Genomic DNA, 14930 nt, shown 5'->3' with positions numbered 1-14930 from the left:
CGCCCGCGGCGGCTGCGCCCGCCTCGCCTACGTCTGCCCCGCCAGCTGCTTCTCGTGGTAGCGCCGCGCCCACTCGGCGCGCGACCGGATGGACACGTCGACGTCAAGAGCCTTGGCGCGCAACGCTTTGACGGTCGCTTGATCGCGGGGCGTGCGGGCGAACGGGTCCCAGCTGAAGAACCGGCAGGCATTCGCCCAGGTGATCTTGTTGATGTCGGCGTCATCGGCGCCGGCGGCGGTCAGTTCGGCCAGCACCTGCTCGGGCGCATCCGGCCAGAAGCAGTCCGAGTGCGGGTAGTCGCACTCCCAGGCGATGATGTCGATGCCGATCTCGTGGCGCAGCTTCAGCGACGTCTTGTCGGTCACGTAGCAGGCCAGCGAGTGCTCCCGGAACACCTCGCTGGGCAGTTGAGAGCCGAAGTCGCGGCGCAGCCATTTCTGGTTGGTGTAGTGCCGGTCGCTGCGGTCCAAGTAGAACGGAATCCAGCCGATACCGCCTTCGGAGAAGGCGAATTTCAGGTCGGGGTAGTTGCGCATGGCCGGACCCCACAGCAGGTCCTGGGCGCACATCGCCGAGACCTGGGTGGCCAGGATGATCATGTTGTCGATCGGCGCGTTGGGGGCCATGCTGATTGCCCCGAACCCGGTGCCGATGTGCAGGCACATCACCACGTTCTCTTCGGACAGGGTGCGAAACACCGGACCCCAATAGTCCTCGTCGTGATAGCTCGGAAGTCCTTCCAAATGCGGCAATTCCGGCATGGTGACCGCCCGGCAGCCCTTGGCCGCCACCCGGCGGATCTCGGCGCACATCGCCTCGGGATTCCACGTCGGCAGGATGGCGATCGGGATGAACCGGTCGGGATAGGAACCCGCCCACTCGTCGATGTGCCAATCGTTGTAGGCCGACACCATCACCAGCGTCACCTCTTCGCGGTGCATGTTCAGGTGCCGGGCCGAGAAGCCGGTGAACGTCGGGAAACACATCGACGCCAGGATGCCGTTGCGGTTCATGTCCCGCACCCGCTCGTGGACGTCGTAGACGCCGGGCCGCATCTCGGCGAACCCGGCCGGGTCGCGGCCCCACTCCTCGGCCGGCCACGACACCACGGCGTTCAGTCCGCTGACGCCCTGCGGCCTGCCCTGGTACATCCACTGGTCGACGCCCTTGTCGTCGGTGACGACGATCGGGGCCTCGTCCCGGTATTTGGCGGGCACGTGCCGCAGGAACATGTCCGGCGGCTCGACGACGTGGTCGTCGATGCTCACCAGGATCAGGTCATCGGCCTCCATGGGCTAGCCTCCGCACTCGGTGGTCACTTCGAGCAGTCGTGGGATCGGCGCCGGATCCAGCTGCAGGGCATCCGACATGTGCAGCTGCCCGGCGCTGGCGATCATGTTGTCCAGAATCGCCTGCAGGTCGTCGCCCTCGATCTCGTAGATGGCGACGTAGGGGCCGTCGCCGTCCACCGGCCGCAGCCGGCGCGCGGAGACGAATCCGTCCAGGGCCACCAGCTCACCCAGGTGCACCTCGTCGTACCAGGTGTTGTATTCCTGTTCCCGTTCAGGCGAACTGGGTCGACTCTCCACGAGGATGATGCCCTTGGCCATTGCCGCCACCTCTCTGGCTACTCGTAGCGCACCGTGACCGAGTCCGTGTCCGGAACGCCCTGGCACGTCAGAATGTAGCCCTCGGCGACCTCGTCGGGTTCCAGCGCGTCGTTGGCCCGCATGGTCGCGTGGCCCTCCTCGAGCTTGGCCATACACGTGCCGCAGTTGCCGGCCTCGCAGCTGAACGGCGGTTCCAGCCCGGCCCGCCGCGCGGTCTCCAGCAGGGTCTCGCCGGGCACCATGGGCACCGAGACCTTCTTGCGGTCCAGATGAATCGTCACCGTTCCGGCGCTCGAGCCGTTGGTTGCCGGATCTGTCACCCCTGGGGTCTCCTCGATGATCCGGGTGACCGTCACTTTGACCGCCCCCTCCCGTACTTGCATTCTTCAGTATAGAGAATACTATTCTCACGAAGCGATAGCATCTTCTCAAGACTGTATGGATGTCGGGTCTGCCCGGCCTGTCAGGGAAGGACGGGACGTGACCGAGCCGGCAGCGCTCGTGTTCGAGGAACGGCGATTCAGCGTGCCCGAACTCGACGCATTGGCCGACGGCTGGGCCGCCGCGCTGGCCAAGGACGGTGTCACGGCCGGTCGACGGGTCGCGGTGATGACCTCCAACCGGCCCGAATTCCTGGCCGTGCTGCTCGCCATCTGGCGGTTGGCCGCCACGGCCGTGCTCATCAGCCCGGCGTGGAAGCGCGACGAGGTCGAGCATGCGCTCGCGTTGACCGATCCCGGGCACGCCGTCGGGGACCATCCGGTGCTGGCCGGCCTGATGCCGATGCTGCACCTGGACGAGCCGGTCCCGCCCGCGCAGCCGACGGCCGGTGCGCCGCCGCGCGCCGGCGACGCGGTGCTGGTGTTCAGCTCCGGCACCACCGGCCTGCCGAAGGCCGTCCGGCACACCCACGCCTCGCTCGACGCGGCGGTGCGGCACTGGCGCGAGGCGCTGCGGCTGACACGCCGCGACCGAATCCAGGTGGCGACGCCGCCGTCGCACATCCTGGGCCTGCTGAATCTGCTGACCGCGCTCAAGACCGGCGCCTGCGTGCGGCTGCACCCCCGCTTCGACATCGACAAGGTGTTGCACCACATCGAAAGTGACCGTGTCACCGTCGAAATGGCGGTGGCGCCGATCGCACTGGCCATCGGCTCCCATCCGGATCTCGAGTCCTATGACCTGTCCTCGCTGCGCTACATCGTGTGGGGGGCAACGCCCGTCAACGCTGAGGTCGCCCAGATGGTGACCCGGCGCACCGGGGTGGGTTGGCTGCCCGCCTACGGGACCACGGAATTGCCGGTGATCGCGTGTAATCCGATCGAGGACGCGCGGCTGGACACCGTCGGACGGCCGGTGCCCGGCGTCGAGGTGCGGGTCGTCTCGCTCGCGAGCGGCGAGCCGGCCGGAGCGGGTGAGGTCGGTGAGATACAGGCCCGGTCGGCGTCGCTGATGGCCGGCTATCTGCCGGGCGAGGCGACGGGCGAGGCGATCCGCGACGGGTGGTACCGGACCGGAGACGCCGGCTGGCTGGACACCGGCGGGTGGCTGCGCATCACCGACCGTCTCAAGGAGATGATCAAGGTGCGCGGCTTCCAGGTGGCGCCGGCCGAGATCGAGGCGGTGCTGCAGGGGCATCCCGCCGTCGCGGACTGCGCGGTGTTCGGCGTGCCCGACGGGCTCAACGGCGAAGCCGTCGTCGCCGCGGTCGCGGTGTCCGCACCGGTGGACGTGACCGAGTTGACCGCCCTGGTGCGCCAAAAGCTGGCGTCCTACAAACATCTGAGCCGAGTGGTGGTCGTGCCCGAAATCCCCCGCCTGCCTTCGGGCAAGGTGCTGCGCCGAGTGCTGAAGGAGCGCCATGGATGTACGTCTGACAGCTGAACAACAGCAATTGCGTGATGCCGCCGCCAAGCTGGCCGACGACCTCGGCCCGGCAACGGTGCAGGATCTCGACGACCAGGGCCGAATCAGCCGGCTGGACAAGCAGATCGAGATGTCCGGCTGGCGGTCGTTGCGCTCCGACGGCGCCTCGGGTGTCGAAGTGGCCATCGTGGCCGAGGAATTCGGCCGCCGGCTGGTCGACACGCCGTTTCTGGGTCCGGTGCTCGCCGACGACCTGCTCCGCCACGTCGGCGCCGACGCGGCGGCGACGACGGTCGCCGTCGACGATCGGGCGGTCGATGCCCGGGGCGCTCGGCGCGCTGTCTCGCTGTCGGGTGGCGCGGTCCTGGCCGTCGATGTGCGGCCCGCGCCGGACAACGTCGACCTGACCCGGGCCGACGCGACGACGGTGGGCTCTCCGGAGACACTGGGGGAGGTGGGTTCCGACGTGGCCGGGCAGTGGCGGGCGCTGGCGCTGGTCACCACGACGGCCGACCTGGTCGGCGTCGCCCGGGGCGCGCACGCGCTGGCCTGCGACTACGCGAAAATCCGTGAGCAGTACGGTAATCCGATCGGGTCGTATCAAGCCATCGCGCACCTGCTGGCGGAAAGCCTTGCGCTGATCGAGGGTTCGATCAGCGTGGCCCGGCACGCCGCGTGGGCGGTGGACGCGCTGGCACCCGCCGAGGCCATCCGGGCGGCCCAGATCGCCAAGGTCTACTGTGCGCGTGCCGCCCGAACGGTCTGTGAGACGGCGATTCAGGTGCACGGCGGTATCGGCAACACCTGGGAGTGCGCGGCGCACGTCTACCTGCGCCGGGCCCTGACCTCGACCGAGCTGTGGCCGGTCGCGTTGAAGGAGATCGATCTTGGACTTTCGTGATTCACCCGACGAGGCCGCCTTCCGGGAGCGGCTGCGCTCTTGGCTTTCGTTGCACGCCAAGGAGTTTGCCAGTTCCGGTGACGACTACTGGGCCCGGCAGGCCGAGTGGCACCAGGCCCTGTACCGCGAGGGCTTCTTCGGGCTGTCGTGGCCCCGCGAGTACGGCGGCCAGGAGCTGGCGCCGGTGTACGACGTCATCGTGGACGAGGAACTGGCCCGGGCCGGGGCGCCGCCGCGGCCCAGCGTGGGCTATCTGATCTACGGCATCGGCCGGCACGCCAGCGACGAACTGCGCCGCCGCTTCCTGCCCGGCATCATCAATGGCACCGAGCGCTGGTGTCAGGGCTTCAGCGAGCCGGGCGCCGGTTCGGACCTGGCGTCGCTGACCACCACCGCCCGGCTGGAGGGCGACACCTACGTCGTCGACGGGCACAAGATCTGGACCAGTTACTCCGATGTCGCCGACTGGTGTCTGCTGCTGGCCCGCACCGATCCGCAGGCCAAGCGTCACCGGGGCCTGTCGGCGTTCATCCTCGAGATGAAACAGCCTGGCGTACAACAGCGTCCGCTGCGCATGATCAACGGGGTGACCAACGAATTCGGTCAGGTGTTCTTCGACGGCGCCAAGGTTCCCGCGGACCGGATGGTCGGTGCCCCCGGGGACGGGTGGGCGGTGGCCATGACGGTGGTCGGGCACGAACGCGAGCCCTCCACGCTGGGGTATGCGGCCCGCTACGGCAAGATCGTCCGCAGCCTGTACGCGCGCACCGACGGCCCGGTGTGCGAGGAATTAGCTTGGGCGGCAGTGCAATCGGAGATGCTCACGCATCACGTCCGGCGACGGCTGTCCGAGCAGCTGGACGGCGTGTCGCACGGGCCCGAGGGATCGCTTGACAAGCTGCTGATGACCTGGGTCGAACAATCCGTCGGCCATGCCGCGCTGGCCGTCGCGGGCACCCGGGATCCCGATCTGCTCAGCGCCTACCTGTACAGCCGGGCGCAAAGCGTCATGGGCGGGACATCACAAATACAGAAGAACATCATCGCTTCACGGATCTTGGGATTGTAGGAGTGATCGCGAGCGCGGGCGAAGCCCGGGTGAAGCGGGTCACGACCATTAAACAAGGAGTGATCGCGAGCGCGGGCGAAGCCCGGGTGAAGCGGGTCACGACCATTAAACAAGGAGTGATCGCGAGCGCGGGCGAAGCCCGGGTGAAGCGGGTCACGACCATCTAAAGGAGTCTGACGTGTACGACATGCCTACCGAAATCGATGTCCGGGCCGACGGTGCGCTGCGCATCATCACGCTGAACCGGCCGGACTCGCTCAACTCGGTCAACGACGACCTGCACGTGGGGCTGGCGCGGCTGTGGCAGCGGTTGACCGATGACCCCACCGCGCGTGCCGCCGTGATCACCGGTGCCGGCCGGGCTTTTTCGGCGGGCGGTGATTTCGGGTATCTCAAGGAGCTGTCCGCCGACGCCGAACTGCGTGCCAAGACCATCCGGGACGGGCGCGAGATCGTGCTCGGCATGGCGCGCTGCCGGATTCCGGTGGTGGCGGCCGTCAATGGCCCCGCGGTAGGGCTGGGCTGCAGCCTGGTGGCGCTGAGCGACATCGTCTACATCGCCGAGAACGCCTACCTGGCCGACCCGCATGTGCAGGTGGGTCTGGTGGCCGCCGACGGTGGGCCGTTGACCTGGCCGCTGCACATCAGCCTGTTGCTGGCCAAGGAGTACGCGCTGACCGGAACCCGGATCAGCGCGCAGCGCGCCGTCGAGCTCGGGTTGGCCAATCACGTGGCCGACGATCCCGTCGCCGAGGCAATCGCCTGCGCCAAAAAGATTTTGGAGCTGCCGCAGCAGGCGGTGGAAAGCACCAAGCGGGTGCTCAACATCCATCTGGAGCGGGCCGTGCTGGCCAGTCTGGACTATGCGTTGTCGGCCGAGAGCCAGTCGTTCGTCACCGAGGATTTCCGGTCGATCGTCACCAAACTGGCGGACAAGAACTGAATCGATCAGTCGTGCAGCCGTAGGAAGTCACGCATCACCGCGTCGAACTTCTCCGGTTCCTCGATGAACGGCATGTGGGCGCTGGACTCGAACAGCTCGAAGCGCGAGCCCGGTATGCGCCGGTGCATCTCCCACATGTGCTCCGGCACGCATTCGTCGTAGCGGCCCGCGAGTACCATTGTGGGCACGGCGATTTCGCCCAGCCGGTCGAAGACGTCCCAGTCCCGCACCGTGCCGACGATGTGAAAGTCGCTGGCGCCGAACATCGTCTCGAACACCTCGGCGCTCATTTTGCGGAACGCGTCCTCGAGGTCGCGCGGCCAGGGCCGCACCCGGCACAGGTAGGTTTCATTCCAGGTGCGTATCGCGGCCTGGTATTCGGGGTCATGCGTGGTGCCGGCGGCCTCGTGACGGTCGATGGCCGCCTGTGTGGCGGGGTCCAGCTCAGACTTCAAGCGCGCCACCATCTTCGCGAACTGCGGGATGGAGGCAATGCTGTTCGAGATGGTGAGGCTGGCGGCGCCGGCCGGAGCCGCGTCCAGAACGTACTGCTGGGCCAGCATCCCGCCCCAGGAATTTCCGAACAGATGGAACCGGTCCAGCCGCAGGGCGCGCACCACGGCATCCACCTCGGCCACCGAGCGTTCCATGGTCCAAAGGCCGGGATTCGGTGGGCATTTGGAGTTGCCGCAGCCGAGCTGATCCCAGAAGATGACCTCGCGGTCGGTGGCCAACCGCCGCAGCGACCGCAGGTAGTCGTGCGGTAGACCCGGCCCGCCGTGGATGACGAGCAGCGGAAGCCCGGCGCCGCCGCCGGTGCGCTGGAACCACACCTGGCCACCCGGGACCGCGACCATTCCCTCAGTCATCCACCCACCATCCCAAATCGGACCGATTCCCGCAGCTCCCGGGGGAGTGCGGTTCTGGCAAGATCTCCTCTGAGCGCGGCCCGCACGGCCCCGCTGAGATGGGAGGCACGACCATGACCAGCGTCGCGAACCCGATTCCCCCGCAAGACTTCTCGGGGATCGTCGGACACCGCTTCATCTACACTTACGCCAACGGTTGGCAGTACGAAATGTATGTCAAGAACGCCACCACCATCGACTACCGCATCCACTCGGGGCATGTCGGCGGGCGCTGGGTCAAAGGCCAGGAGGTCAACCTCGTCCAGCTCGACGACGACAGTTACAAGATCTCGTGGACCGAGCCCACCGGCACCTGCGTCGCGGTCAACGTCCTGCCGTCCAAACGCCGCATTCACGGCGTCATCTTCTTCCCGCAGTGGATTCGCCAGCACGGCGAGCGCACGGTCTGCTTCCAGAACGAACACCTCGACGAGATGCGGGCCTACCGCGACCGCGGCCCGACCTACCCGATCTACGAAGTCCCGGAGTTCGCCTACATCACCCTGTTCGAATACGTCGGCACCGACGACGAGACCGTCATCGACACCGCTCCCGGCGACCTCCCGCGCGGATGGTCCGACCGCACCAACTGACCCGCCGGCCGCCACCCCGCGCTGGTTGCAACTGACGCTCTCCTACTGAGAGAATAATATTCTCGTGAGGTGCGGATGGCGCACGGGCGCTGCACCTGCTGGTTGAACTGGAGAAGACTGTGGCTGAAGCCGTCATCGTGTCCGCGCTGCGCACACCCATCGGAACCGCCCGCAAGGGCACCCTGCGCGACACCAGCGCATTCGACCTGGCGCACCACGTCGTCAGCGAAGCGGTGAAGGATATCGACCCGACCCAGGTCGACGACGTGATCCTGGGCGAGGGCCTCTACGGCGGCGGCGTGCTGGCCCGCCACGCGGCCATCACGGCGGGGCTGACCCAGGTGCCCGGCCTGGCCAACAACCGGCACTGCGCGGCGGGTCAGGCGGCCGTACAGAGCGCCGCGGCCAGCGTGCGCGCCGGAATGGACCAACTGGTCATCGCCGGCGGCGTCAACTCGGCTTCCACGTCGCCGCGATCGCGGATGCAGGTCGACGGCGAGTGGGTCGACTGGTTCCCGCCGACCCACCCGGACCGGCCCGACGCCCCGAACATGGACATGTCGATCACCGTCGGCTGGAACGCTGCCGTCAAAGCCGGGGTGAGCCGCGAGGAGATGGACGCCTGGGCGCTGCGGTCGCACCGCAACGCCATCGCCGCCATCGACGAGGGCCGCTTCAAAGAGGAGATCGTGCCCATCGACACCCCGCACGGGCTGTTCTCGGTCGACGAACACCCGCGGCGCGACACCAGCATGGAGAAGTTGGCCGCGCTCAAGCCGTTACATCCGGAAATCGAGGGCTTCTCCATCACCGCCGGCAACGCCTGCGGCGCCAACGACGGTGCCGCGGTGCTGACGATCGCCAGCGACCGGCTCGGGCTGCGGCCGTTGGCCACCATCCGGTCCTGGGCGTCGGTCGGGGTCGACCCGGCGATCACCGGCCTGGCGCCGGTGGAGGCGATACCGAAAGCCCTTGGACGCGCTGGGCTTTCGATCTCCGATGTGGACCTCTTCGAGATCAACGAGGCCTTCGCGGCGATGTGTGTGGCCACGGTCAAGCTGCTTGAACTCGACCCCGACAAGGTCAACGTCAGCGGCAGCGGCTGCTCGCTGGGACATCCCGTGGCGGCGACCGGGGCCCGGATGCTGGTCACCCTGGTGCACGAATTGCGCCGCCGCGGCGGCGGTATCGGCGTCGCGGCGATGTGCGCGGGCGGGGGCATGGGTTCGGCGACGGTGATCGAGGTCGCGGGCGAATAATGCGCACATGACCATCGGAGAGCTGATCGACCGGGCGCGCAACGGATCTCCCCGGGCGGCCGGTCGGCTGCTCAGCCTCGTGGAGGGCGAGCAGCGCGACGAGGTCTTGACGGCGATCGGTTCCGCGCCCCGCGACACGGGCCCGGTGATCGGCATCACCGGACCGCCGGGTGCGGGGAAGTCGACTACGGTGGCCGCCCTGGTCGGCGCCTACCGCCGACGGGGATGCCGGGTGGCGGTGCTGGCGGTGGACCCGTCGTCGCCGTTCAGCGGGGGCGCGCTGCTGGGCGACCGGATCCGAATGGCCGCGCACATCAACGACTCCGACGTGCTGATCCGCTCCGTGGCGACCCGCGGGCATCTCGGCGGCCTGGCCGCCGCGGTTCCGGCGGCCATCCGGCTGTTGGCGGCGATCGGCTACGACGTCGTCCTGCTCGAGACGGTCGGGGTGGGCCAGTCCGAGATCGAGATCGCCGCCGTGGCCGACCCGACCGTCGTCATCCTCAATCCCGGTGCCGGCGACGCGGTCCAGGCCGCCAAGGCGGGGGTGTTGGAGGTCGCCGACATCGTGGCCGTCAACAAGGCGGACCGCGACGGCGCCGAGCAGACGGTCCGGGATCTTCGTGCCGAAACCAGCGCCCCCATCGTGTCGTTGATCGCCGCCCGGGGCGAGGGCATCGAGGACCTGATGGCGGCCATCGAGGACCATCGCCGCACCGACAGCCGCGCCCGTCGACTGGCGCGCGCCCGGGCCCAGATCCTGTCGCTGGCGCAGACCCGGCTGCGCACCCAGCCGGCCCTCGACCGGCTCGCCGAGGCCGTCGTCGACGGCACCCAGGATCCCTACACCGCCGCCGACCGGCTGCTCTCGCCGTCGAGGACCGAGACGGACTGACCGCCGGCGGTGTCCCCCAATCGGGGGAACGGGCATTCATCACGTTTGCGGACCGATCGGCGGAGGCGCGCCGCGGGCCATCCCCCTACCTTGAGGACCAAGCAAATCGCTTGCGACTAGGAGGTCCGGCACATGACAGCACCCGAACACGACGACCGGCTGGAGCCCTACCGCCGGATGTGGGTCTTGCGGCTGCTCGACATGGCGCTGGACGAATCGGCCGTCGGCGCCGCGATCGACGACGACGCGCCGGTGGACTTCGGGCAGGAGGCGGTCGCCGTCGGGGCCGTCGCCGCACTTCGACCGGGAGACCTGGTCAACGCGACGACCCCCCGATTCCGGCACGCCCAGCAGATCGGCCTGGGCCTGCCGCTGGGCCCGGCGATCGCGGAATTGCTCGGAACCACGCGCGGAGGCGCCGGCGGATCGCGGAAAAGCGGTGCGGCTGACTGGAAGCAGGCGCTGGCCAACGAAAGCGCGTTGGGGCAATCGACCCTGTTTGCGCTCGGCGACGCCAACGCGCAGCGGATGGCCGGTGACGGCAGGGTCACGCTGTGTGCCATCGCGGGTAGTGACACGCACTCCGTCGAGTTCGCCACGGCCGCAAAGATCGCCGCGTCGTGGCGGTTGCCGGTGGTGTTCGTCGTGCAGAATGTCCGCGGCGGGCCGGATGCCCGGCGGTGCGCCTACCGGTCCGAGACGATGCCCATGGCGTTGGTCGACGGCAGAGACGTTGTGGCCGTGGGTGATTCGGTGGGCCAAGCGGTACGGCGCGCCAGCGCCGGCGACGGGCCAAGCCTGGTCGAGGCGATCACCTACCGGACGAACCACCCCGTCGCCATCGACCCGCTGGTCCTGGCGCGACGGCGGCTGATGGCCGACGGGGTCGACCCCGACCGGCTCGTGGAGGTCGAACGCGGAGCCCGGCATCTGGTGGCCGAGGCGATGGCGTGCGCGAAAGCGCTGGTGCGAGCGCGCCGGTCCGATGCGGTGAGCGCACCCGACCGCTGGTCGGCTGCTAGCTGAGCAGACCTTGGCGCATTGCCTCGGCGACGGCGGCCGCGCGGTCGCTGACCCCCAGCTTCTCGTAGAGGCGTTGCACGTGGGTCTTGACCGTCGACGGCGCCACGTAGAGCTCGCCCGCGATCGCGGGGATGCTTTGACCGCGCGCGATCCGGTGGAGCACCTCGCGCTCGCGCGCGCTCAGCACCGGCCCCGTCGGTTCCGCGCGCTGGCGGATCTCGGCAGCAAGACCGCCGACGAGCGCGGGTGCCACGACGTCGCGGCCCTGCGCGCAGTCGAGCACGGCCTTGACGATCTCGCTGCGCGTCGAGTCCTTCAACACGAACCCGGCCGCACCCTGCTGCAGCGCCTGGTAGACGATCGCCGATTCGTCGTGCGCCGAGATCAGCAACACCCGGGTCGCCAGCCCGTCGGCGCGCACCGCCGCGGCCACCTGGGCGCCGTCCATGCCGGGCATCCGGTAGTCGAGCAGCGCGACGTCGGGCTGGTGCGATGCGACTTGATCAATTCCAGTGCCGCAGAACCGTCTTCCGCCTCACCGACGACGTTCACCGCGCCGCTCGACACCAGCGCGCGCACCACACCTTCGCGAAACAGCGGGTGGTCGTCGGCGACGACCACCCGCACCGTCTCGCGGGTAGCCGGGTCAGCCATGGCCGACAGTGTAGCTCTTTGCCGAACAACGGTCTTCGCCACGATTGGGCGCCCTGATGAGTCGTCTTCTCGTTTGCTTGGGGTCGACCGGCGCGGATGAGTACGGTGATCGGGTGGCGGTAGCCGGGGACGCAGAGCTGGAGCGGGTACGCGCGGTTCACCAAATGCGCTCGTACCGAATCGGCTCGGTGTTGCGGGTCGGCGTGGTGGGCCTGATGGTCGCGGCGATGATCATCGGCACCGCCCGATCCGAGTGGCCGCAGGAAAGCGTGTTGATCCTGCTGTACGGAATCATCGCCCTCGGTGCTGTGGCGCTGGCGTTCGCGCCGTTTCGCCGCTGGATCGGGATCGGCAGATTGGCCGGGGTCGGCCGGCTGGAGCCGTTCGCGTTCACGGTCGTCGACATCCTGGCGTTGACGATCTTTCAGTTGCTGTCCACCAACGGGATCTATCCGCTGCTCATCATGGCCATGCTGCCGGTCCTGTTGGGACTCGACGTCTCCTCCCGCCGGGCGGCCGTGGTGCTGATCTTCTCCATGCTCGGGTTCGCGATTGCCGTGCTGCAAGATCCGGTGATGTCGAGCTCGGTGCGTTTGCCGGAGGCGGGTTTTCGGTTCCTGCTCTACGGCTTTCTCTGTTGTGCGGCATTTTTGGTGGTGCGCATCGAGGAGCGCCATACCCGCTCGGTGGCCGGGCTCAGCGCGTTGCGGGAGGAATTGCTCGCCCAGACCATGAACGCGTCGGATGTGTCCCAGCGCAGGATCTCGGAGTTCATTCACGACGGGCCGCTGCAAGACATCCTGGCGGTGCGCCAAGAGCTCGTCGAGCTGGATGCGGCCGTGCCCGATGACGAACGTATCGGCCGGGCGCTGGCCGGTCTGCAGCTGGCCTCGGAGCGGTTGCGGCAGGCGACGTTCGAGCTGCATCCCGCGGTGCTCGAACAGGTCGGGCTGGGTGCTGCCGTGCAGCAGCTGGCCGAATTCACCGCGCAGCGGTCCGGGATCGAAATCTCCACCGACATCGACTATTCGGGGCGCAGCGCCATCGACGCGGTGGTGTTCGGCGTGGTGCGCGAGCTGCTGTCCAACGTCGTGCAGCATTCGCGGGCCCGCACCGCGGCGATCATGCTCGGCCGCACCGACGGGACGTGCGTCCTGCACGTCGTCGACGACGGCGTGGGCTTCAACCAGGAGACGGTGGCGCGCCGCTTGGGCGAGGGGCACATCGGGCTGGCCTCGCATCGTGCCCGGGTGGAGGCCGCCGGGGGAGAGCTGGTATTCCTGGATGTTCCGGTGGGCACGCACGTGTGCGTCGAGGTACCGCTGAGAAACTAACCGCGCCGATCGCTGCTGCGCGTCACATTGGTCACGTGGTCACCAATTTGGCTGGCATGAAGTGAGTTTGGATTGCGCCAGCACCGGCGCTATCGGTTGCCGCTCACCGCACCGCGATTCCCCGTCGAGCGTGGGGCCTATGGTCGTCCAACCGGCAGTTTCGGGACGTAAGGCCCACGCTCGGCGCGCAGCGGGGGTGCGAAACCGGGCCCACTCGCTCGGCGCGAAGCGGGGGTGCGAAGCGCCCAAGCCGCCGCTATTGCAAGTCGACCGATTTGCCGGTGGCCGCGGCGTGGCCGGCGCGGTACCCGAAAACCATTGCCGGGCCAAGTGTTCCGCCGGCGCCGCCGTACGCGCGTCCGGTCACCCCGCCCATCGCGTTGCCCGCGGCGAAGAGGCCCGGGATCGGCTCACCGCCCACATGCAGCACGCGCGCGTCGCGATCGGTGCGCGGGCCGCCCTTCGTGCCCATCGCGCCGATGCTCACCGGCACCGCGTAATACGGGGCGGTGTCGATCGGCCCGAGCGTCTTGCCCGCCTGAGTGGCCGCGCTGTCGTCGCCCCAGTAGCCGTCGTAGGCACTGGAGCCGCGGCCGAAGTCGGGGTCGACGCCGGCCGCCACATACCGGTTCCAGTTCTCGACGGTGCGGGTCAATCCGTCGGCGTCGATACCGGTCTTGGCGGCCAGCTCGGCGAGATCTGCCGACTCGCAGAACCAGTCCGGAACCGGTTGTCCCGGTTCGACACCCAGGAATCCGTAGCGCTGCAGGTGAACCGAGTCGAACACCATCCACCCGCGGTCGTTGACGTATCCGCCGCGCGGATCCAGGTAGTGGAACGCGCCGGCCATCGAGTTGTAGTCGCACGCCTCGTTGACGAAGCGCCGGCCCGCCGCGTTGACGATGATGCTGCGCGGCCGCGTCCTTTCCAGCCGCACACTGCGGCTGCGCGGCTTGCCGTCGATGGTGTCGCCCGGGATCTGGACGATGGGCACCCACCACGCTTCGCCCATGTTGGCCAGATCCGCGCCGTGCGCCATCGCCATCCGCAGCCCGTCCCCGGTGTTGTTGGGTGGCGAGACCGCGCCATGCATGGGGCCGCGCAGAAACGCCTGCACCAGAACGGGATCCCACTCGAAACCGCCCGTGCCCAGGATGACTCCGCGCCGCGCGCGAACGCCGATGCGGCCCTCGGCCGAGGCGATGCGCACCCCGGTGATCTCCCCGTCCTCGGCGACGAGCTCTTCGGCCCGCGCGTTCACCCGCGGCGTCACCCCGAGGTCCAGCAGGCCCTTGAGCAGGCCGGCGATCAGCGCGGTGCCGGCCACGCACAGGTGACCTGTTCGTTCGTCGATCGCGGCGTGCAGCCGCGCCCGGGTCTCGGCGTCGAACCCGACGTTGGACCAGTCGGCAGGGAAAGACGTTATCCGCGTTGCCCATTCGCCCAGTTGGGCAAGGTCGAAGGGCACCGCGCTCAGCGATCGGCCACCCCTGGGCCGTCCTCCCGGCAGCTCGGGCCGGTAGTCGGGGAAGCCGGTCGCGATCTCGAAGTGAAGGCCGCTGTGCGCCTCGATGAAGTCGAGCATCGCCGGGCCGGTGCGCACGAACGTCTCGACCAACTCGTCGTCCATCGAACCGAGGGACTGCGCGCGCAGATACTTCAACGCGTCGGCGGCCGTCAATTCCCCGTCGGGACAACGGTTGTGGGCCGGTATCCACACGATGCCGCCGGACACGGCGGTGGTGCCGCCGACGGTCGGTGCCTTCTCGTAAACCTGCACCGAGGCGCCCGCCACGGCCGCGGTCAGCGCGGCGGTGAGACCGGCGCCGCCACTGCCGAGCACGACGACGTCGACTTCGTGGTCCCATGACATG

The 14930-nt window shown here is 68.6% G+C and carries 15 protein-coding genes and 1 pseudogene; 10 read left to right on the top strand and 6 right to left on the bottom strand.

What is annotated here, in order from left to right:
- Positions 1 to 27: 27 nt before the first annotated feature.
- From H7I87_RS04740 to H7I87_RS04730, 3 genes are read right to left on the bottom strand one after another with little or no spacing between them, the layout of a single operon-like run.
- On the bottom strand, positions 28 to 1293 hold the full coding sequence (locus tag H7I87_RS04740; protein WP_019733083.1) for an amidohydrolase family protein: 1266 nt from the start codon (positions 1291 to 1293) through the stop codon (positions 28 to 30).
- A 3-nt stretch (positions 1294 to 1296) separates the two neighbouring features.
- Positions 1297 to 1611: a DUF4286 family protein gene (locus H7I87_RS04735; RefSeq protein ID WP_003877227.1), complete on the bottom strand. Its 315-nt coding sequence runs from the start codon at positions 1609 to 1611 to the stop codon at positions 1297 to 1299.
- Between the two features lie 17 nt (positions 1612 to 1628).
- Positions 1629 to 1967 (bottom strand): 2Fe-2S iron-sulfur cluster-binding protein, encoded by a 339-nt coding sequence (locus tag H7I87_RS04730; RefSeq protein WP_031344507.1) that lies wholly within the window; start codon positions 1965 to 1967, stop codon positions 1629 to 1631.
- Between the two features lie 124 nt (positions 1968 to 2091).
- On the opposite strand from H7I87_RS04730, the gene H7I87_RS04725 reads away from it, so the two are divergent.
- Genes H7I87_RS04725 through H7I87_RS04705 form a run of 5 tightly spaced genes read left to right on the top strand, consistent with a single transcriptional unit; the run spans position 2092 to position 6390 of the window.
- Positions 2092 to 3495, top strand: a complete 1404-nt coding sequence (locus H7I87_RS04725) for a class I adenylate-forming enzyme family protein (RefSeq protein WP_023861878.1) — start codon at positions 2092 to 2094, stop codon at positions 3493 to 3495.
- The gene (locus tag H7I87_RS04720) at positions 3473 to 4378 is read left to right on the top strand and encodes an acyl-CoA dehydrogenase family protein (protein ID WP_019733321.1); all 906 of its coding nucleotides are present in this window, start codon (positions 3473 to 3475) and stop codon (positions 4376 to 4378) included. Before H7I87_RS04725 ends, H7I87_RS04720 begins: the two co-directional genes overlap by 23 nt.
- Positions 4365 to 5447: an acyl-CoA dehydrogenase family protein gene (locus tag H7I87_RS04715; protein ID WP_003873056.1), complete on the top strand. Its 1083-nt coding sequence runs from the start codon at positions 4365 to 4367 to the stop codon at positions 5445 to 5447. Before H7I87_RS04720 ends, H7I87_RS04715 begins: the two co-directional genes overlap by 14 nt.
- 2 nt (positions 5448 to 5449) lie before the next feature.
- A complete protein-coding gene (locus tag H7I87_RS04710) occupies positions 5450 to 5614 on the top strand; it encodes a hypothetical protein (RefSeq protein ID WP_162936210.1) in 165 nt (54 codons plus the stop codon).
- Positions 5615 to 5625: 11 nt separating this feature from the next.
- Positions 5626 to 6390 (top strand): enoyl-CoA hydratase/isomerase family protein, encoded by a 765-nt coding sequence (locus H7I87_RS04705; RefSeq protein ID WP_019733320.1) that lies wholly within the window; start codon positions 5626 to 5628, stop codon positions 6388 to 6390.
- 5 nt (positions 6391 to 6395) lie between these two features.
- Here H7I87_RS04705 and H7I87_RS04700 read toward each other — a convergent pair whose 3' ends face one another.
- Positions 6396 to 7247 (bottom strand): proline iminopeptidase-family hydrolase, encoded by an 852-nt coding sequence (locus H7I87_RS04700; protein ID WP_019733319.1) that lies wholly within the window; start codon positions 7245 to 7247, stop codon positions 6396 to 6398.
- A gap of 125 nt (positions 7248 to 7372) precedes the next feature.
- Between H7I87_RS04700 and H7I87_RS04695 the strand changes: the two genes are divergently transcribed.
- The 4 genes from H7I87_RS04695 to H7I87_RS04680 all read left to right on the top strand — a co-directional run bounded on the left by H7I87_RS04695 (position 7373) and on the right by H7I87_RS04680 (position 11071).
- Positions 7373 to 7891: a phenolic acid decarboxylase gene (locus H7I87_RS04695; RefSeq protein ID WP_003873053.1), complete on the top strand. Its 519-nt coding sequence runs from the start codon at positions 7373 to 7375 to the stop codon at positions 7889 to 7891.
- A gap of 119 nt (positions 7892 to 8010) precedes the next feature.
- Positions 8011 to 9150: a thiolase family protein gene (locus H7I87_RS04690; protein WP_003873052.1), complete on the top strand. Its 1140-nt coding sequence runs from the start codon at positions 8011 to 8013 to the stop codon at positions 9148 to 9150.
- 7 nt (positions 9151 to 9157) lie between these two features.
- Positions 9158 to 10045: a methylmalonyl Co-A mutase-associated GTPase MeaB gene (meaB, locus tag H7I87_RS04685; protein WP_019733318.1), complete on the top strand. Its 888-nt coding sequence runs from the start codon at positions 9158 to 9160 to the stop codon at positions 10043 to 10045.
- A gap of 132 nt (positions 10046 to 10177) precedes the next feature.
- The gene (locus H7I87_RS04680) at positions 10178 to 11071 is read left to right on the top strand and encodes a thiamine pyrophosphate-dependent enzyme (RefSeq protein ID WP_019733317.1); all 894 of its coding nucleotides are present in this window, start codon (positions 10178 to 10180) and stop codon (positions 11069 to 11071) included.
- Here H7I87_RS04680 and H7I87_RS04675 read toward each other — a convergent pair.
- Positions 11064 to 11722: pseudogene (locus H7I87_RS04675) on the bottom strand (response regulator). The gene H7I87_RS04680 and the pseudogene H7I87_RS04675 overlap by 8 nt on opposite strands.
- Before the next feature lie 113 nt (positions 11723 to 11835).
- On the opposite strand from H7I87_RS04675, the gene H7I87_RS04670 reads away from it, so the two are divergent.
- Positions 11836 to 13056 (top strand): sensor histidine kinase, encoded by a 1221-nt coding sequence (locus H7I87_RS04670; RefSeq protein WP_011723820.1) that lies wholly within the window; start codon positions 11836 to 11838, stop codon positions 13054 to 13056.
- A gap of 256 nt (positions 13057 to 13312) precedes the next feature.
- Here the strand turns inward: H7I87_RS04670 and H7I87_RS04665 are convergent, their stop codons facing one another.
- Entirely contained in the window at positions 13313 to 14929 is a 1617-nt protein-coding gene (locus H7I87_RS04665; RefSeq protein ID WP_033724891.1) for an FAD-dependent oxidoreductase, read from the bottom strand.
- Between the last annotated feature and the right edge of the window lies 1 nt (position 14930).

Origin of the sequence: Mycobacterium timonense, assembly GCF_025821985.1 — a bacterium.
Taxonomy (GTDB): domain Bacteria; phylum Actinomycetota; class Actinomycetes; order Mycobacteriales; family Mycobacteriaceae; genus Mycobacterium; species Mycobacterium avium.
Note: the sequence above shows the minus strand (reverse complement) of the source record. Positions and strands in the feature narration are given on the sequence as shown.